The organism is Staphylococcus hsinchuensis (assembly GCF_038789205.1).
Classification (GTDB): domain Bacteria; phylum Bacillota; class Bacilli; order Staphylococcales; family Staphylococcaceae; genus Staphylococcus; species Staphylococcus hsinchuensis.
Genome location: NZ_CP128355.1, coordinates 1,841,646 through 1,860,747 on the forward strand (window position 1 = coordinate 1,841,646; position 19,102 = coordinate 1,860,747).

Annotated in this window: 18 protein-coding genes; 2 read left to right on the forward strand and 16 right to left on the reverse strand. The window is 34.2% G+C overall.

The genetic code is table 11. The features are described 5' to 3' along the window. Positions 1-10: 10 nt before the first annotated feature. The 13 genes from udk to sal form a co-directional block, all read right to left on the reverse strand. On the reverse strand, positions 11-634 hold the full coding sequence (gene udk, locus QQM35_RS09185) for a uridine kinase (RefSeq protein WP_251520307.1): 624 nt from the start codon (positions 632-634) through the stop codon (positions 11-13). Beyond that, on the reverse strand, positions 634-1,902 hold the full coding sequence (locus tag QQM35_RS09190; protein ID WP_251942852.1) for a peptidase U32 family protein: 1,269 nt from the start codon (positions 1,900-1,902) through the stop codon (positions 634-636). The genes udk and QQM35_RS09190 overlap by 1 nt, the downstream gene beginning before the upstream one ends. Before the next feature lie 13 nt (positions 1,903-1,915). After that, positions 1,916-2,839, reverse strand: a complete 924-nt coding sequence (locus QQM35_RS09195) for a peptidase U32 family protein (RefSeq protein ID WP_251520301.1) — start codon at positions 2,837-2,839, stop codon at positions 1,916-1,918. After that, positions 2,836-3,477 (reverse strand): O-methyltransferase, encoded by a 642-nt coding sequence (locus QQM35_RS09200; RefSeq protein ID WP_251520298.1) that lies wholly within the window; start codon positions 3,475-3,477, stop codon positions 2,836-2,838. Before QQM35_RS09200 ends, QQM35_RS09195 begins: the two co-directional genes overlap by 4 nt. Before the next feature lie 370 nt (positions 3,478-3,847). Continuing rightward, positions 3,848-4,171, reverse strand: coding sequence for a DUF1292 domain-containing protein (locus tag QQM35_RS09205; protein ID WP_251520295.1), 324 nt, complete (start codon positions 4,169-4,171; stop codon positions 3,848-3,850). A gap of 15 nt (positions 4,172-4,186) precedes the next feature. Beyond that, entirely contained in the window at positions 4,187-4,615 is a 429-nt protein-coding gene (gene ruvX, locus QQM35_RS09210) for a Holliday junction resolvase RuvX (RefSeq protein ID WP_251520291.1), read from the reverse strand. Between the two features lie 2 nt (positions 4,616-4,617). Beyond that, positions 4,618-4,878: an IreB family regulatory phosphoprotein gene (locus QQM35_RS09215; protein ID WP_342610347.1), complete on the reverse strand. Its 261-nt coding sequence runs from the start codon at positions 4,876-4,878 to the stop codon at positions 4,618-4,620. A 66-nt stretch (positions 4,879-4,944) separates the two neighbouring features. Further along, positions 4,945-7,575, reverse strand: coding sequence for an alanine--tRNA ligase (gene alaS, locus QQM35_RS09220; protein ID WP_342610348.1), 2,631 nt, complete (start codon positions 7,573-7,575; stop codon positions 4,945-4,947). 311 nt (positions 7,576-7,886) lie between these two features. Then, positions 7,887-10,298 carry an SF1B family DNA helicase RecD2 gene (gene recD2, locus QQM35_RS09225; RefSeq protein ID WP_342610349.1) on the reverse strand — a complete coding sequence of 804 codons (2,412 nt, stop codon included), beginning with the start codon at positions 10,296-10,298 and terminating at the stop codon, positions 7,887-7,889. A gap of 3 nt (positions 10,299-10,301) precedes the next feature. Next, positions 10,302-10,967: a tetratricopeptide repeat protein gene (locus QQM35_RS09230; RefSeq protein WP_251942841.1), complete on the reverse strand. Its 666-nt coding sequence runs from the start codon at positions 10,965-10,967 to the stop codon at positions 10,302-10,304. Between the two features lie 155 nt (positions 10,968-11,122). Beyond that, a complete protein-coding gene (gene mnmA, locus QQM35_RS09235; RefSeq protein WP_251520277.1) occupies positions 11,123-12,235 on the reverse strand; it encodes a tRNA 2-thiouridine(34) synthase MnmA in 1,113 nt (370 codons plus the stop codon). Beyond that, complete coding sequence (locus QQM35_RS09240; protein WP_251520274.1) at positions 12,236-13,378, reverse strand: cysteine desulfurase family protein; 1,143 nt, start codon at positions 13,376-13,378, stop codon at positions 12,236-12,238. Between the two features lie 60 nt (positions 13,379-13,438). Next, positions 13,439-15,070 carry a Sal family ABC-F type ribosomal protection protein gene (gene sal, locus QQM35_RS09245; protein ID WP_251520271.1) on the reverse strand — a complete coding sequence of 544 codons (1,632 nt, stop codon included), beginning with the start codon at positions 15,068-15,070 and terminating at the stop codon, positions 13,439-13,441. 280 nt (positions 15,071-15,350) lie between these two features. On the opposite strand from sal, the gene QQM35_RS09250 reads away from it, so the two are divergent. Further along, positions 15,351-16,349 (forward strand): LLM class flavin-dependent oxidoreductase, encoded by a 999-nt coding sequence (locus tag QQM35_RS09250; RefSeq protein WP_251520268.1) that lies wholly within the window; start codon positions 15,351-15,353, stop codon positions 16,347-16,349. Positions 16,350-16,411: 62 nt separating this feature from the next. Here the strand turns inward: QQM35_RS09250 and QQM35_RS09255 are convergent, their stop codons facing one another. From QQM35_RS09255 to cymR, 3 genes are all read right to left on the reverse strand, one after another. Then, a complete protein-coding gene (locus tag QQM35_RS09255; RefSeq protein WP_251520265.1) occupies positions 16,412-16,573 on the reverse strand; it encodes a hypothetical protein in 162 nt (53 codons plus the stop codon). Between the two features lie 24 nt (positions 16,574-16,597). Then, a complete protein-coding gene (locus QQM35_RS09260; protein ID WP_251520262.1) occupies positions 16,598-16,795 on the reverse strand; it encodes a CsbD family protein in 198 nt (65 codons plus the stop codon). Between the two features lie 106 nt (positions 16,796-16,901). After that, positions 16,902-17,321: a cysteine metabolism transcriptional regulator CymR gene (gene cymR, locus QQM35_RS09265; protein ID WP_251520259.1), complete on the reverse strand. Its 420-nt coding sequence runs from the start codon at positions 17,319-17,321 to the stop codon at positions 16,902-16,904. A gap of 87 nt (positions 17,322-17,408) precedes the next feature. On the opposite strand from cymR, the gene QQM35_RS09270 reads away from it, so the two are divergent. Continuing rightward, the gene (locus tag QQM35_RS09270) at positions 17,409-18,689 is read left to right on the forward strand and encodes a replication-associated recombination protein A (RefSeq protein WP_251520256.1); all 1,281 of its coding nucleotides are present in this window, start codon (positions 17,409-17,411) and stop codon (positions 18,687-18,689) included. Positions 18,690-19,102 lie beyond the last annotated feature (413 nt).

Consider the following 19,102-nt stretch of genomic DNA (forward strand, 5'->3'; position numbering starts at 1 on the left):
TACATATATACTATTGTTTACTCACTAACGTTTGAATCTTTGTTGTCATTATGTCGATAGCCACTTTGTTGCTTCCGCCTTCAGGGATAATAATATCCGCATACTTTTTCGTTGGCTCGATAAACTGATTGTGCATTGGTCTAACAACATTCAAGTATTGGTTAATAACTGAATCCATTGTACGACCACGCTCTTCTGTATCTCTCATTAATCTACGAAGAATACGTAAATCTGCATCTGTATCGACATAAATTTTAACATCCATTAAATCTCTTAATGTTTTATTTTCCAGTGCAAATATGCCTTCTACGATGATAACATCTTTTGGCTCAAATGCAATTGTTTCATCACTACGTGTATGTGTAGAATAATCGTACGTCGGCACCTCGATTGTTTGACCATTTTTCAACTCATTTAGGTTTTTGATTAATAAATCATTATCAAAAGCAAACGGATGGTCATAATTTGTTTCAAGTCTTTCTTCAAATGATAAATGTGATTGATCTTTATAATAATAATCTTGTGCTAACAAAGCTACACTGTGACCTTCAAGATTTTTCATGATTTCATTCGTTACTGATGTTTTACCTGAACCTGAGCCACCAGCAATGCCGATAATAGTTGTGTGTTTCATTATCCAATTTCCTTTCTCATCATGTTGTTAGCATAAATTGGATGATCTACTTTGATTTGAACAATTTGCAATGGATGTCTAGCAGCATCCAATTCGTTACCTTCTTCGTCATAGATCGTATCAATAACTTGTCTGAATGTATCTATTTCAGGTCCAAAAAATTCGATTTCCTGACCTGGTTTGAAGTTATTTCTTTGTTGAACTGTCGCAATACCACTCTCTTTATCATAATCCAACACTAATCCACAAAAATCATAAGGTGTTTTTTTGTTATTTTGATCTCCAAACATTTGCTCTTCATATCCTGGTGTACCTTCGATAAATGATGAAGCGGTATCTCTATTAGCACATTTATCTAATTCCATGAGCCATTCTGGTTTAATTTTAAACTTGTCTGGATCTTCAGCATATGCATCGATAACCTTTCTGTAAACAGAAACGACCGTTGCAATATAGTGGATAGACTTCATACGCCCTTCTATTTTTAATGAGTCCACACCGATATCCATCATATTGGGAATAGATTCAATTAGTTTTAAATCTTTAGGACTCATTGCAAATGGCGTCACTTCACCATCTTCATAGAATAAATCTAGTTCTCCTTCGTCGTCTACTTGCAATAAATCATAATCCCAGCGACAACTTTGACAACAACCGCCTCTATTAGAGTCACGTGCTGTCATGTGGTTACTCAATGTACAACGCCCTGAATAAGCAATACACATTGCACCATGAATAAAGGATTCAATCTCAATATCGACTTTGTCTTTCATTTCCTGCATTTCACGTGCACCTGTTTCACGCGCTAATACTACACGATCTAATCCTTCTTGTTTCCAAAATTCTACAGCTTTGTAGTTGGAAAGAGATTGTTGTGTAGATAGATGAATTTCTAATTTAGGTGCAACTTCTTTACATGTTTCGATAATTAAAGGGTCAGCAACAATAATACCAGTTGCTCCTGTTTGTTCTAATTCACGTAAATAGTCATCTAAGCCGTCCATATTTTCATCATGAGCAATGATGTTAGTTGTAACATAAATTTGTGCACCATAACGATTAGCAAACTCTACACCTTCTTTAATTTCTTCCATCGTAAAGTTATCTGCATTAGACCTTAACCCATACTCTTGACCGCCTAAAAATACAGCATCTGCACCATAATGTACAGCGATTTTTAGTTTTTCTAAATTACCGGCAGGAGCGAGAAGTTCAGGCTTTTTCATCTTAGGTTTAGATTTTGGTTGTACTTCTTCTAAAACTTTCATTATAAAGCCTCCCTTAATATACAGTATGTTTAAATAAGAATCCTTCATCAAACGGGCGATGCTCTGGTTGTATATCTTCAATAGGATCTACTAACATAAATTTTTCGTCATCATATAGTTCTGGATCTTCATCGTATAAATCAATTGCTTGTCGATATTGTTCGGTGCAAACGTTGATATATTCTTCAGTTTGCAACACACCATCTATCTTCAACGCATCAATACCGTGTTCTAATAATGCATCTAATTCTTCTATTAAACAAATATCATTCGGCGACATAATGTGTGTACCATTGTAGTCTTCAAAAACTGGATATTTGTTATCTCTTTCTTCATCATAAAGTAACAATTCATTCGCTTCACGATTACGTTCTATTTTCAATTGTCGTTCTTGGAATGTATAGTAATTGCCTAATAACATTCGTTTTGACTGAAACATGCAAGTCATTCCGTGAACTTGAACTTCAATTTCAACGTCAGCATTTTTCTTGATATTGATTATTTCTTCTAAACTTAGTTCTCGAGCAAGTTGTGCACGTTTAGCACCTTTCTTGCCCCAATAATTACATTGGAAATAGTTGGTTACTAACGTTTCGGCATCCCAATGAAGAGCAATCGGATTTGCTTGTTCATTTACATACATAACAACAGCAGGATCGCCAAAAATGATTCTATCAACTTGAATTTCATGTAAAAATTCAATATATGCTTTTAATCCATTTAGATGATAATTATGAAAAATACCATTGACTGCAGCATATGCCTTTTTATTATGACTATGAATTAATTCAACTGCCTCACGCATCGCTTGCTTGTTAAACTCTCCAGCAAGTCTCAGTCCATATTTCTGTTCCCCAATTACAAATGCATCGGCACCTTTTTCTATTAAAGTTTCTATATGATTAACAGATTTAGGTGTTACTAGTAATTCTGTCATTTTGACTCTCCTTTGATTGAAATGGCTAAACCATCATCTATGTTTAAAAAGTTTGTATTAAAATTAGGTTGTTGCATTAACCACTCATTGTATTGTTGAACCTTTTTAACCATCTGACGTACATTTCTCGTTCTCACTACATCTATGTCTGAAACAAAGCCGTGGTACAATACATTATCCGTAATTACAACACCACCTGTTTTTAATAAAGGTGTAAAAAGTTGAAAGAACTTTAATGATTGCGCCTTTGCGGCATCAATAAAAATCATGTCGAATTGTTTATCCTCAACGCTCTCAAACTGTTCTAATGCATTTCCTTCTATCAAATTGATTTGTTGTTCATACCCAAATTGCTTGAAATTTGTTCTAGCCAAATTGATCATTGATTCATCTCTTTCAATCGTTGTAACTTGAATATTTCGATCGACAGAAGCAAATTGCATCGCACTATAGCCGATAGCCGTTCCAATTTCTAATATATGTATTGGTTTATGAAGGCGTATAGTTTGTTTAATCATCTCTAAACTGACTTTATCAACAATAGGGACCTTATGCCTTTCAGCGTAAGGTCTCAACGATTCTATATCTACATTATTATGTTCTAATAAACTCAGAACATATAGATGATTTTTATCCATATTTCAAAACTTCCTTTATCTACTGTTCAGAGGTCGGCTTACATAGATATTCTTTAATTTATAATCTCTTCTTCCGCCCTACAATAAAATAAATCAGTCATATATAGGTGACTGATTAAGTTAATCTTTTTAACGTTCTTCACGACGTCTTTGATATTTAAAAAATTACAATTTACCATAACGTTACAATTTAACTTAATATATTTTACCATAAAGTAAGTTAGAATATAAGTGTAAATTGTGAATATATTTCTTCTAAATTTGAATCCAATAATTCTCAAAAGGACCTCATAAATAATAAAAAACCTTCAAAGTATATAGTTGTATACTTTGAAGGTTTGAATAACATATTTGTTTAATTACCACTCAATTAATGTTCGTGGTCATGGTCATCCATTTCTGTGTTAACCACTTCTTCGATCATATCCCATTCTTCATCAGTTTCAACAGGAAGGAATTTTCCTCCCTCTCCATCTTCGTCTGGGTCATTAATCATTGGAACTAATTCTATCATATCATCATCGTCTGACTCTGCGCCTTCTTCTGCAAGAATAACGTATTCTTTCTTGAATTCTGGATGATAAAATTCTAAGACTTTACGATATAATACTTCATTTCCTTCTTCATCATATAAAGTTAATAGTTCCTCTTCGTTGTTAACTTCTAATTCAGCATCATGATTATGCTCTGTCATTTTAAAACGCTCCTTTTATTGAATAGAGTCTAAATATCCTTGTAGGATAAATACTGCTGCCATTTTATCTATTACCTTTTTACGTTTCTGTCTGGAAACATCAGCCTCTAATAGTGAACGTTCTGCAGCCATGGTGCTTAATCGCTCATCCCACATAATAATTTCAATAGATGGCAGTGTTTCTTTAAGTTGCTCCTTGTATTGTAACGAAGCCTCGCCGCGAAATCCAATAGAATTGTTCATGTTTTTTGGTAAACCGATTACTACTGTGCCTACTTGTTCCTTATTAATAATCTCTACTAACTTATCAATACCTAAATCATTATTACTTTCATCAATGCGGAGTGTATCATAACCTTGTGCGGTCCATCCCATGAGATCACTTATAGCGATCCCCACGGTTTTACTACCTACGTCTAAACCAATTATTTTATGTTTGAGCATATTTATTTATCGTACTCTTGCAAATACGTAGACACTAATTCTTCCATAATATCGTCTCTGTCAATTCGACGGATTTGATTTCGTGCTTCATTGTGACGTGGAATATATGCGGGATCCCCTGATAATAAGTAACCTACAATTTGGTTCACAGCGTTATAATCTCTTTCTTGTAACGTATTATAAACATTTTGAAATACAGTCTTTACATCCTCTTTAGGAATTTCCTCGTAATTAAATTTCATAGTTTTGTCGAAGCCATCCATTTATAAACACTCCTTTAACTTGAATAAAACATATTTGCTTACATTTTACCGTACTACAAAAGGAAGTTATAGCGATTTAATGTAATTTTTAATGAAACGTAATGATTCTGTGATGTTCTCAGGTTCCGTACCACCGCCTTGAGCCATGTCTGGGCGGCCACCACCTTTACCACCAACGACTGGTGCCATATTTTTAATGATATCTCCAGCTTTCACTTTATCTGTTAAATCTTTCGGAACAGTTGCTACTAGAGAAACCTTGCCTCCGACGTCACTCACTAAAATAATCACTGTATCCTGTAATTTTGATTTGAAGTCATCCATCGTTTCACGAATTGCTTTAGCATTAGCAACTTCAACTTCCGTAGCAAGTACTTTAATTCCATTTATTTCTTCAACTTGATCTTTAATGTCACCCATCTTCAGTGCCGTAATTTCTCTATTGCTTTGTTCTAATTGTTTCGTTAAATCTTTTTCTGTCGTTTGTAATTGTAATACTTTTTCATTGACTTGGTCATCTGATTTAACTTTTAAATTATCTTTAACAGTATTGAACTTTTCTTGAATACTTTCTAAATATAGGAAAGCAGCCTTACTTGTATATGCTTCGATTCTACGCACGCCAGCTCCAGTACCTGATTCACTTACTATTTTAAATAAGCCAATTTCTGCAGTATTATTTACATGCGTACCACCGCAAAGTTCAATAGAGAATGGCGCCATGTTAACTACTCGTACGATATCGCCGTATTTTTCTCCAAATAACGCCATAGCTCCCATTTGTTTCGCTTCATCGATTGGCATTTCTTGAACTTTAACGTTAATATTCTTCCAAATTTCATTGTTCACTTTAGTTTCTACTTGTTGAATTTCTTCAGCAGTCATTGGACCAAAGTGTGAAAAGTCAAATCTTAGTCTATCTGGCTCAACGAGTGAACCTGCTTGATTAACATGGTCCCCCAATACTTCTTTTAATGCAGCATGAACTAAATGCGTCGCACTATGATTCTTCTCAATCACACGTCGATTAGCTTCATCTACAGTCGCTGTCACTGTACTGCCTTGAGTTACAGTGCCAAATTGTACTTCACCTTTATGCAAGTTCTGACCATTGGGTGCTTTTGTAACGGCTTGAACTGCAATTTCAAAATTTTCATTACTAATATTTCCTTTATCCGCTACTTGTCCACCACTTTCTGCATAAAATGGCGTTTCTTGTAAAATAAAGTGAATCGTTTCTCCCGCTTCAACTTCATCTACAAGTTCACCATTAAAAATAATATCAGATAAAGTTGTGTTTGTTTCTAAAACATCGTAGCCTACAAACTTACTTTCAGTATTAATCTTCTTCAATACTTCACTTTGCACTTGCATAGATTGTGAATTTTGACGGGCATTTCTTGCTCTTTCTCTTTGTTTTTCCATTTCAACGTTAAATGTTTCCATATCAACAGTTAAATTATCTTGTGTTGCGATCTCTTCTGTTAATTCGATTGGGAAACCATACGTATCATACAACTTGAAGGCATCTTTACCATCTATTATCTTTGAACCTTCTTTAGCTTCAGCCACTAAATCATTCAGTATAGCCATACCTTCTTCTAATGTTTCATGGAAACGTTCTTCTTCAGATTTAATTACACGTTTAATAAAGTCTGATTTTTGTAACACATTTGGGTAATATGGTTCCATAATTTCAGCAACAATATCAACTAAGCGATACATAAATGGTTCATTAATTTCTAATGATTGGCTAAATCTAACTGCACGTCTGAGTAGACGACGTAATACATAGCCACGACCTTCATTAGCTGGCAATGCACCGTCTGAAATAGCAAATGAAATTGTTCGGATATGGTCTGCAATAACTTTAAACGCGATATCATAAGTATTATTTTCAAGATATTTTTTGTTTGAAATTTGCTCAACTTCTTTAATAATAGGCATAAATAAATCTGTTTCATAGTTCGTACGTACATTCTGAGCAATAGATGCCATACGTTCTAGTCCCATACCCGTATCAATGTTTTTATTTGGAAGCGGCGTATACGTATTATCTTTATTATGGTTAAATTCACTAAATACTAGGTTCCAAACTTCTAAATAGCGCTCGTTTTCGCCACCTGGGTACATTTCTTCTGGTGGGTCTTCTTGTCCAAACTCCTTCCCTCTATCATAGAATATCTCAGTATTAGGACCAGATGGACCTTCACCGATATCCCAGAAGTTACCTTCAATTCTTATTATTCTACTTTCTTCTAAACCAATTTCTTCATTCCATAAACGGTATGCTTCAGTATCTTCTGGATGAATTGTAACGTATAAATTTTCTGGTTCCATTCCCATCCAATCTGAACTTGTTAAAAATTCCCAAGCAAACTCGATTGCTTCTTTTTTAAAGTAATCACCGATTGAGAAATTACCTAACATTTCGAAAAATGTGTGGTGACGTGCAGTAAAACCTACATTCTCTATATCATTCGTACGAATCGCTTTTTGAGAGTTTACAATACGCGGTTTTTTAGGCGTCTCACGACCATCGAAGTATTTTTTTAATGTAGCAACACCTGAATTAATCCATAATAATGATTCGTCATCTATCGGTACTAATGGTGCTGAAGGCTCTACCATATGCCCTTTTTCAACAAAAAAATCAATGTATTTTTGTCTAATTTCACTTGCTTTTAAATTTTTCATCTTTTTTCCTCCCATAAGAACAATTTTTAAACGTTTTGTCCAAACAAAAAAAACGCTCATCCTCAAAAAGGGACGAACGTTTCGCGGTACCACCCTAGTTATAAATAAAGTAAACCACATTCATCAATGTATATAACGTCAATGATTTACACATTTATCACTCAATTAGTTAAGTATAAAGTTTGACATAAAGTAGCGTTCAATTGTGTCACCTGTACTTTACACCAACCAGCACATCTCTTTATGACTAACACAATTTACTCATCTTTATGTTGAAGTTATCTTTATTGTATTTATTTTACAAGCTCGTGTCAATCTTCAACAAAGTCATAAGGCGTAATTTGTCCCATATTAATCATAGGATTAATTTTAAATATCGTTTCTTCAGTTAATACGAGCGATGCATATTCATTCTCTTCTTCGTCTGAATCGCCCGTGTTAGCTGTTGAAAGTTTAGGTTCTATTTCTTCATTATTAAAGTATGCCTTTAAAAATGTACACAGATGAGTCATTCTCGTTTGACCGTGCGTCTTCAAGCCTATTTCAAAAGCTTGAGGATCGCCTAAAAACACTAAGGATTGCTTTGCTCGTGTAAGCCCTGTATATAGAATAGGCTTTTGTAACATTCTAAAATATTGTTTAACCATCGGCATAATAACGATAGGAAACTCTGAACCTTGTGCTTTGTGAATTGAAGTGCAATAAGCATGTGTGAGTTCCATCAAATCTTGTTTCGTAAATGTGATTTCATTACCTTCGAAATCCACGACTAACACATCTTTATTTAAGTCATTTTCTTGAGCCCAAAATATACCGACGATAACGCCAATGTCGCCATTAAAGATATTATCACTCGGGCGATTCACAAGTTGCAGAACTTTATCGCCTTTTCTAAAAACAACCTCTCCAAAAGTGATTTCTCTTGAATCTTTTTCCTTTGGATTTAAAATATCTTGTAAGATTACATTGAGCTTTTTAATACCTGCAGCACCTTTATACATTGGTGCTAACACTTGGATATCACTCATATCGTAACCTTTCTTCACAGCACTTGCGACAACCTTTTCTACAAAGTTAGGTATTTGCTCTGTTGAACAATTAATAAAGCTTCGGTCGTGGAATCGCTGTGTAATATCTATGTCTTGACCGAGTTTCATTCGGTGGGCTAACTCTATAATACTTGAGCCATCTTGTTGTCGATATACCTCCGTCAAATTTACTCGAGGAATCACTTTAGAATCTATTAAATCTTTAAACACTTGACCAGGACCTACGGATGGTAATTGATCTTCATCTCCTACCAATATGATTTGAGCATCTAAAGGTACTGCGTTCATAAATTGATGGAACAACCAAGTATCGACCATTGACATTTCATCAATGATAATCAATTTTGCGTTTATTTCATTCTCTAATAAATCTTCGGGTTGTGTATCTTGATTCCAACCAATTAATCTATGAATGGTCATCGCTTCTAATCCTGTTGCATCGGCTAAACGTTTAGAAGCGCGACCTGTTGGTGCACCTAAAACGACTGGATAGTCGTTATTCTGATAATCATCGTAATTTAGTGATAAATCATGAATTTGTGCATATAATTCTACGATACCTTTGATAACAGTAGTCTTACCAGTACCAGGTCCCCCGGTTAATAACATCACCTTTGAATTGATAGCAGTTTGTAATGCGTCCTTTTGTGATGCAGCATACGAAACTTTGTTATAATCCTCAATCTCTCCAATTTCCATCAATACATCCGATTGTTCTATCTCGGTTAACTTTTGAGTATAACTATAATTTCGATAAAGATTTTGTACACTTTTTAATTCTGAGTAATATAAACTAGGTATCGCTAACTCATCTTGTTGTAGAATCAACTGATCATTTTGCACCAAATCATCAACTACCTGAGCTAAATCTTCTATTTCAATTATTTCGGAAGGTTCATTAGATAACATGTCTTGTGTTGTTTCAAGTGTATATGCTTTCGGTAAATAGGTATGTCCTTGTTTTACACATTCTTCTTCTAATACGTATAGTAACCCTGCTTTAATTCTTTCTACATCATTAAAGTGAATGCCTAACTTTCTCGCTAGTGCATCTGCTTTATTAAAACCTATACCACGCACATCATAAACAAGTTGATAGGGTTTGTTCTCAACAATATTAAGTGTTTCACCTAAATAAGCTTGATAAATGGACATCGCTAATTTCGGACCAAATCCAAGGTCATGTAATCTTACGATAATTTGTTCAGTTTCCTGATTACTAGCAATTTGATCGGCAATTTGCTTTTGTTTCTTTTTAGATAAACCTGGAACGCGCTCTAATACTTCTGGGTTGTTTAAAATGTCGTTGATTGCATTTTCGCCAATCGTATTTACAATATTTTGCGCTGTTTTTTTACCGATACCTTTAAATAATTCACTGGATAAGTAACTGATGATAGCTTCTTTAGTTTGTGGCAATTCTTTTTCAAATGTTTCAGCTTTTAATTGTTTACCGTATTTAGGGTGTGTAACAACTTGACCTTTGAAAGTATAGACATCTCCTTCAGTAACATCTGGAAAGAACCCTACAATCGTCGGCATAGAATCAAATGACTCGTCTGACTCAATCGTGTCGACTTTCAACACGGTATAAAAGTTGTCTTTATTTTGAAAAAGTATGGCGTCAACAGTCCCTTTGATCATCGACTGTGTAAATAATGTAGGGTCATCCATATGTTATTCCTCCTCTGCTATAGCTTTAAAGGTTGTGATTGCGTGTTGGCTCATATGATGTTCTGGGTTAATCTCAACCGCTCGTTCAAATAATTTAATCGCCTTGTCGGTGTCTTCAGTTTTCATATAAGTTGCTAAACCAAGATTATATAATGCATCTGTATGTTTTTCATCTAGTGTTAATACGTACTCTAATTGTTTAATTGCCTGGTCAAACATTTCTAAATGACAGAGTACGAGTCCGTATTGAAACTGTACTTCTACATCTTTTCGATCGTCCATTTCTGCAGCTGTCATAAAGAATGGTAGAGCTTCTTTGAATGCTTCCAAATGATTGAAAGACATACCTATCATATAATTCGTATCAATTTTATCTACGTTAAATTTTAACGCTTGTTGATATAACTTAATTGCGTCTTTAAATTGATCCACATTGTAATAGACGTTAGCTAAGTTGTAATAAATTGCTCCGTTTTCAGGATCTAACGTTAAGGCTTTCTGGAAAAAACGTTCAGCTTTTTCAATTTCTCCTGCTTCAGCCAATAATATTCCTGCATTTATGTAATTTTCAACCTCTTTTGGTTCAGCTTCTATATTTTCAAATAATGCTTTTAACGCTGTTTCAAATTGACCTTGTTTTATTAATTCATAAATTTGTTGTTGATTCACTTAAAAAACCTCTTTTCTGCATCTTATTATAACATTTTCATATAGGTGGAAACATTCATTTTAAAAAAAGAGATTAGAACAGATGCGGATTACAAAGAGTCTTTAATACTCTTGTTGTGCACTTGTTCTAATCTCTCACCTTAATTCATTAATGATTAAACGACATAACTCAATTGACCTGATTGTTTATACACGTCATCAATAGTAGCGCCACCTAGACACACATCACCATCGTAAAATACAACTGCTTGACCAGGTGTAATTGCTCTAACTGGTTCATCAAATGTAACTCGAACTGAATTATCGCTTTCTTTTGATACGAAAACTTTTGTATCTTTTTGTCTATATCTAAATTTAGCCGTACAATTAAAGCCATTTTCTAAATCGACAGGGTTCACAAATGAAATATCTGAAGCAATTAGATAATCACTATATAATGCTTCATTGTGGAAGCCTTGTTCAACGTAAAGCACGTTATCATTTAGATTCTTTCCTACAACAAACCATGGGTCGCCGTCTCCACCTATGCCAAGACCATGACGCTGGCCTATTGTATAATACATTAATCCTGCATGAGTGCCTACTTTTTCGCCTGCTAATGTACGCATGTCACCTGATTGTGCAGGTAAATAGTTAGATAAGAATTCTTTGAAATTACGTTCGCCTATGAAACAAATTCCAGTAGAATCTTTCTTTTTAGCCGTGGCTAAATCTTGTTCTTCAGCAATTTTACGAACTTCTTTCTTATCGATATCACCAATTGGGAACATGACATGTTTTAGTTGTGATTGAGATAATTGATTTAAGAAATAAGTTTGGTCTTTGTTATTGTCTACACCGCGTAGCATTTCTACATGACCATCTTCATGTCGTCTTACACGCGCGTAGTGTCCTGTCGCTACATAGTCTGCGCCTAATTTTAAAGCATGTTCTAAAAATGCTTTAAATTTAATTTCTTTATTACACATCACATCAGGATTTGGTGTACGTCCTTTTTTATATTCGTCCAAGAAGTAAGTAAATACTTTGTCCCAATATTCTTGTTCGAAATTCACCGCATAGTATGGAATTCCAATTTGGTTACACACTTCAATGACATCATTATAATCTTCTGTAGCTGTACAAACACCATTTTCATCGGTATCGTCCCAATTTTTCATAAATATTCCGATGACATCATAGCCTTGTTCTTTTAACAAGTGTGCCGTCACTGAACTATCTACACCACCAGACATACCTACAACTACACGTATATCTTTATTTGACAACTAATTTTCCTCCTTAAACTTATGATAAATTTTATGAATTTCCGTAGTTATATATTTAATCTCTTGTTCTGTCATTTGTTCATTAAAACTAAATCTAACGGAATGATTTGCTCTATCTTCATCTCCATACATGGCAACGAGTACATGGGAAGCAGTTGTAGTACCAGCCGTACATGCTGACCCTGAAGAGACATAAATATTCGATAAATCTAATAACGTCAACATCGTTTCAACATCGATAAATGGGAAATAGAGATTTACTACATGACCTGTAGAATCAGTCATTGAACCATTGTATTCGAATGGAACTGAACGTTCTTGTAATGATACAAGAAATAAATTCTTTAAGTTCATTAAATGAACATTGTTTGCATCTCGATGTTCATTCGCTAGTTTCAATGCTTCTGCAAAACCAACAATTTGAGGCACATTTTCTGTACCTGCTCTTCTTTTCTTCTCTTGTTCTCCACCTAATTGCGGAAAGTTTATTGTAGTCCCATCTTTAACTATAAACGCCCCAATTCCTTTTGGGCCTCCAAACTTGTGTGCAGTTATACTCATAGTATCAATATCGAAGTCATGAAAGTCTATCTCTAAATGGCCAACAGCTTGAACTGCGTCTACATGGAATAACGCGTTAGATTTAGAAACGATAGCATCGATGTCATACATTGGTTGAACGGTACCTACTTCGTTATTAACAAACATAATAGAAACTAATATTGTTTCCTCAGTCATCGCTGCTTCTAATTGATCTAATTTAATAAGTCCTTCATTGTCTACATCTAAATAAGTAACGTCAAAGCCTTCTCTTTCTAGTTGCTCAAATACATGAAGTACAGAATGATGCTCTACCTTAGAGGTAATGAGATGATTGCCTCGATGTTTATTTGCGTATGCAATACCTTTAATAGCGGTATTATTTGATTCTGTCGCACCACTTGTAAAGATAACTTCACTTGTCTTCGCGCCTAATCCTTTAGCAATTTGACGACGTGCATCATCTAAATATTTACGTGCATTTCTGCCAACACTATGAATTGAAGAGGGGTTACCAAAGTGTTGTTGATACACTGCAGTCATCTTATCTATAACTTCCTCTTTAACTGGCGTGGTTGCAGCATAATCCGCATAAACTTCCATGTTTGACACTCCTTACAATTTTATCAATGTTCCAATGATAGCACCATCTAATTAAATTTTCTAGTCGTCTGTTTGAAAATGTCCATCTTCATCAATAGAGTTATAATCCTCCAATAATTTTAATGTATCATCGACATTTGATTCTTCTTGTGGCGTTAATGATACATTGACTAATTTATTATTTTCAATTGACCAATGTGTAGCTTCAAACTGGGATTTTAAATAATCATCATGTGTAACGATTAATACTTGGCCTGTAAAGCTGTCTAACATTTTTAAAATTAAATCTTGTGTAGCAATATCGAAATAGTTGGTCGGTTCATCTAATATGAGTAAATGTGGATTAGAAAAATATAAGAGAACAAATTGTAATCGACTTTTTTCGCCCATGGATAGATTTGAAATTGGTTGAGTGATTTTGCGTTGATCAAATCCAAATGAAGCAAGTATCGTTTGCGCTTGGCTCCGTGCCATACCATCCATATCTAATAACATCGATAGCGGTGTACTTTGATAATCCAAATTAGCATTTTTTTGGTCGAAATACGCGATTTTTAATGAAGGAGTAACATATACATCGCCTTCATCAGGAGCAAATTGTTGACTTATTAACGCAATCAATAATGATTTACCACTACCATTCGGACCAGTCAGTAATATATTTTCATTATGTTTTATTTCAAAATTCATCTCATTAAAAATAATTTGATTATTTATTGTTACTGACACATCTTTCATAGTTACTAAGAATTTCTTATTTACACTATGCTGATTAACAAAATGAAAATGCCTATTATCTTCATTCGGTTTTTGAGTATTGAGTTTATCAATCTTTTGGTTGAGTTGAGATTCTTTAACTTTTGCTTTTTGAGCGAGTTTACTTAAACGCTTCTGTTCTAATGGATTACGCACACTTGCCGACTGTTTAGCAGAATGATGCCAATCTTGAACGCGTTGAATAGTCGATTCCAGTGCTTTGATTTCCTTTTGCTTTTTTTCATATGCTCTTGCTTCTGTTTGGCGTTCCACATCGATAATTGATTGGTATTGACTATAATTACCTACAAATTTTCTTGTGCTATCCGGACTGACTTCAATAATATGACTGGCAGTTAAATCAATGAATCCTCGATGATGCGACACAAATAATAGACTACTATTACTACGGTTAATATATTTTACAACTTCATCTATCATTTCATGGTCTAAATGGTTAGTAGGTTCATCTAATAATATTAAACTGCGTTGCGAAATCATTGCTCTCACTAATGCTACTTTAGTTTGTTGTCCGCCACTCAATACAGATAATGTTTTATCTAAATCTTCCTCAGATAATGCAAATTGTTTAGCCACTCGTATAATACGTTCTTCAATTTCATAACCATTATGTTCAATATAATCTGAAATATATTCATAATCTGTTGTAATTTTACGCTTCAATTCAAACAACTTAGGATACCAAGACATAATGTAATCTAAAGCAGTAAATTCCTGAAATTGTGATAAATCTTGTTCCATTAAATAAGCTGTCTCTTCATATTTATTAAAAATGGAACGCAGTAATGTCGTCTTCCCTATACCGTTCTCACCTATCACTGCGATATGTTCCCCTGGTTCTACCTTAATATTAACGTGCTTTATCAGTTCTTTACCATATTTCTCGAAAGGTTTTTCTTCAAAATAAAATGACATACCTATTCCTCACTTTCGAAGATATGACATGTCATAAACGAACTCATTTATATTCTGTTATTTTATATAACACGGGCTTTTTAAGACATAGACATATCCCATAATTTATTTAATATATTGTTATTAATTAATTGTTTCTTATGAGTTATATCCATCGTCTTAATTTAAGCCACCTAACGTTTTAATTGGGTATATTATAACAGTGAGCAATATTTTACGCAACTTTCTTTTTGACTGTTATACTCTTTATATTATTAAAATAAGGAGAGTTAAGGACGAGATGAAACGTTTAAATCTTTCAGCATTAAATTTAGTACCTATTCGTGAAGGTCAAGAAGATAAAGATGCTATTGCTGATATGGTCACATTAGCTCAAAATTTAGAATCATTAAATTATCATCGTTATTGGATTGCAGAACATCATAACGCTCCAAACTTGGTAAGTTCTGCGACAGCACTATTAATTCAACATACTTTAGAGCATACAAATCATATTCGTGTAGGTTCAGGAGGCATTATGTTACCTAACCATGCCCCCCTCGTTGTAGCAGAACAATTCGGTACAATGGCCACGGTCTTTCCTAATCGTGTAGATCTAGGTTTAGGTAGAGCACCCGGCACAGATATGATAACGGCAAGCGCACTGAGAAGGGATCAACATAACGGTGTTTATGAATTCCCTGACGAAGTTGAACAATTAGCCACATATTTCGGACCTGCTAATCAACAGGCTTATGTACGTGCTTATCCTGCAATCGGTAAAAATGTACCTTTATATATATTAGGATCGTCTACTGATTCTGCTCATTTAGCTGCGAGAAAGGGATTACCTTATGTATTTGCAGGTCATTTTGCTCCACAACAAATGAAAGAAGCTATGGAAATATACAAAGAATTATTTGAACCTTCAGATGTATTAAGCGAGCCTTATATGATTGTTTGTTTAAATGCGATCGTCGCAGATACTGATGAACAAGCTCATTATTTAGCAACAACACAAGCTCAAGTGATGACGAGTATCACGCGAGGCAAAATGCAACCTGTCCAACCCCCTACTGATGATTTAAAAGGACTACTAACGCCTAGAGAATATGAAATGGCGCAAATGCGTATTCAACACTCACTCGTTGGATCAGAAGAAACAGTTAAACAAAAACTTAATCAATTCATACACGATTATGGTGAAATAGATGAGCTCATGGCTGTTAGTTATATCTATGACCAAACAGCACAACTTGAATCTTATAAAAAGCTAAAAAATGTAGTCGAACAACTGTAAGTTGTTATTATAAATAAAAAGGCTTAATCCATTTGGATTAAGCCTTTTATAATAATTAACAACTATTCATTTTCTTTGTCGTTTTCGTTGTTGTCTTCGCTACCGCCTGTATATTTATCAATTTGTTCTGAAGCTTGTTGTGCTTTTTCATTATCGCTATTTTTTAATTTGTCTGAAACGTTTTTTGCAGTTTCTTTAGCTTTATCTAAGAAATTTTCAGCCATGTTTTACACCTCTTTTAATAAAGCTTATTGGTCTTTGTTATTACCTTTAAGTTTATCGATAGTTTCGTTAGCTTTTTCTTTTGCATTTTCTACAAATTCTTTCGCTTTTCCAGAACCTTTATCTTCTTTACCTTCATTTTCTAAATCTTTATCGTCAGCTAAATTACCTACAGTTTCTTTCATGTTACCTTTTGCTTGTTCAAATTTACTTTCATCAGCCATTATAAAGAACCTCCTTAATACTTATGTATTAGACATTCCCGTTTAAGAAAAATTATAAACATATCATATTATATTTTAAGTTCTTCACTATTAAAAATGAAAATTATTAAATATAAAACATATAGCCGTCTAAATTGTTCGTTTCTTTATATTCTGCTAAATACTTTAGAGTCGTATTATCTAATACATCTCGTACTGCATCGCGCATTCTTATCCATAATTGTTTCTGTGCTGGGGGTTCAGATTCGATACTTTCTACAAATGTAATAGGACCTTCTAATAATCTTATAATGTCGCCAGCAGTTATTTCTTCTGCTGGTATACGCAATTGGTAACCACCTTTGGCCCCACGGACACTTCGAATTAATCCTGCATTTCTTAAAGGTCCAACCAGTTGTTCTAGATACAAATCACTTAAATTATTTTCTTCAGCTATTGATTTCAATGAGACACAACCTTGACCTTGTTTCTTAGCTAAAGATATCATTAAAGTTAAACCGTATCTCCCTTTTGTTGATATTTTCATATTATAACCTCACTTAATTCGAATACTATATGATAACATTCTATCATTTTTTACGTTAATATTATATTAGAAAGGTGTTGAATGATTTTGACTAATGAACCATTAGCTTCCAAAATGAGACCAAACTCCATAGACGATATTATTTCACAGCAACATCTTGTCGGCCCTAAAGGGATTATCAGGAGAATGGTTGAAACAAAAAGATTATCTTCAATGATTTTTCATGGTCCACCAGGCATTGGTAAAACAAGTATTGCAAAAGCCATTGCAGGAAGCACACAATTTAAATTTAGACAGTTAAATGCTGTTACAAATACAAAAAAAGATATGCAACTCATTGTAGAAGAAGCTAAGATGTCTGGACAAGTAATCCTATTGTTAGACGAAATTCATCGATTAGACAAAGCTAAACAAGATTTCTTATTACCTTATTTAGAAAATGGAAAAATCATACTCATCGGTGCCACGACTTCTAATCCATACCATGCAATAAACCCTGCAATTCGTTCAAGAGCACAAATATTTGAGTTGTATCCATTAGATGAAAATGACATTAGAGTTGCTATTGAGCGTGCAATAGAAAATGCTGAAGATGGTCTAGCATCTTATCATCCACAAGTTGAAGAAGGAGCAATTGAGTATTTTGCTACACAAAGTCAAGGAGATGTCAGAAGTGCATTAAATGCTTTAGAATTAGCAGTATTAAGTGCACAACCAGAAGACGACGTCAGACATGTTACATTGCAAGATGCAAAAGATTGCTTACAAAAAGGTGCATTCGTCAGTGATAAAGATGGCGATATGCATTATGATGTGATGAGTGCCTTTCAAAAATCAATCCGAGGTAGTGATGTCAACGCTGCATTGCATTACCTTGCCCGCTTAATTGAAGCTGGAGACCTACCAACAATTGTACGTCGTTTGCTTGTAATTGCTTATGAAGATATCGGACTTGCTTCACCTGGTGCTGGTCAACGCACGTTAGCTGCTATTGAATCAGCTGAAAGACTAGGCTTTCCTGAAGCAAGAATCCCATTAAGCCAAGCCGTAATTGAACTATGTCTTTCACCTAAATCAAACTCAGGCATTAAGGCAATTGATTCAGCATTGTCTGATATTAGAAAAGGCAACGTCGGACAAATACCTAATCATTTACGAGATGGACATTATTCAGGTGCAAAAGATTTAGGTCGCGCAATAGGATACAAATATCCACATAATTATGATAACGGATTCGTTGCGCAACAATATTTACCGGATAAATTAAAAGATAAAATATATTATGAACCTAAAACAACTTCAAAAACAGAACAACAGTTTAAATCAATTTTCGAACATATTAATCAATCACAACACAAAAACAAGTAATGATTTAAAACAAAATAGAAGCCGGGACATAAATACCTAGCATTAAGCCCATCAAAGATTTTGATCTTTGATGGGCTTGTTATTGCTCGCTTACCTAGGGGGCTGGGTCGAGCCTCGTTCTCGACCCAATCACAGTGGTATACAAGTGACCATTGTCACTTGCATTAAGAAGTACTAGCTTCAAAATATATCTATTTTGAAGCTAGTACTTCTATACAGGTGTCTCGCAAACAACACTTAGTTCTTATATATTATTACTACAAAAAAATAAGACACTTTCGTATAATTTAATAAAAACCACTAAACCAAATTAACGAGGTGTCTTATGTATAAATTTATAACATGTCTCAAGAAACTCTACTGATGGAAACTGAAATGCTTATCCCTGACAAAATACCGTACAAATTGTAAAT

Coding starts and splice junctions, on each gene's coding strand:
- sal (WP_251520271.1), bottom strand. CDS start 15,070: ATGTCATTTTATTTTGAAGAAAAACCTTTCGAGAAATATGGTAAAGAA.
- QQM35_RS09200 (WP_251520298.1), bottom strand. CDS start 3,477: ATGGATAAAAATCATCTATATGTTCTGAGTTTATTAGAACATAATAAT.
- QQM35_RS09260 (WP_251520262.1), bottom strand. CDS start 16,795: ATGGCTGATGAAAGTAAATTTGAACAAGCAAAAGGTAACATGAAAGAA.
- QQM35_RS09190 (WP_251942852.1), bottom strand. CDS start 1,902: ATGAAAGTTTTAGAAGAAGTACAACCAAAATCTAAACCTAAGATGAAA.
- QQM35_RS09255 (WP_251520265.1), bottom strand. CDS start 16,573: ATGGCTGAAAATTTCTTAGATAAAGCTAAAGAAACTGCAAAAAACGTT.
- QQM35_RS09240 (WP_251520274.1), bottom strand. CDS start 13,378: ATGGAAGTTTATGCGGATTATGCTGCAACCACGCCAGTTAAAGAGGAA.
- alaS (WP_342610348.1), bottom strand. CDS start 7,575: ATGAAAAATTTAAAAGCAAGTGAAATTAGACAAAAATACATTGATTTT.
- udk (WP_251520307.1), bottom strand. CDS start 634: ATGAAACACACAACTATTATCGGCATTGCTGGTGGCTCAGGTTCAGGT.
- QQM35_RS09250 (WP_251520268.1), top strand. CDS start 15,351: ATGAAACGTTTAAATCTTTCAGCATTAAATTTAGTACCTATTCGTGAA.
- QQM35_RS09195 (WP_251520301.1), bottom strand. CDS start 2,839: ATGACAGAATTACTAGTAACACCTAAATCTGTTAATCATATAGAAACT.
- recD2 (WP_342610349.1), bottom strand. CDS start 10,298: ATGGATGACCCTACATTATTTACACAGTCGATGATCAAAGGGACTGTT.
- QQM35_RS09205 (WP_251520295.1), bottom strand. CDS start 4,171: ATGACAGAGCATAATCATGATGCTGAATTAGAAGTTAACAACGAAGAG.
- QQM35_RS09215 (WP_342610347.1), bottom strand. CDS start 4,878: ATGGATGGCTTCGACAAAACTATGAAATTTAATTACGAGGAAATTCCT.
- cymR (WP_251520259.1), bottom strand. CDS start 17,321: ATGAAAATATCAACAAAAGGGAGATACGGTTTAACTTTAATGATATCT.
- ruvX (WP_251520291.1), bottom strand. CDS start 4,615: ATGCTCAAACATAAAATAATTGGTTTAGACGTAGGTAGTAAAACCGTG.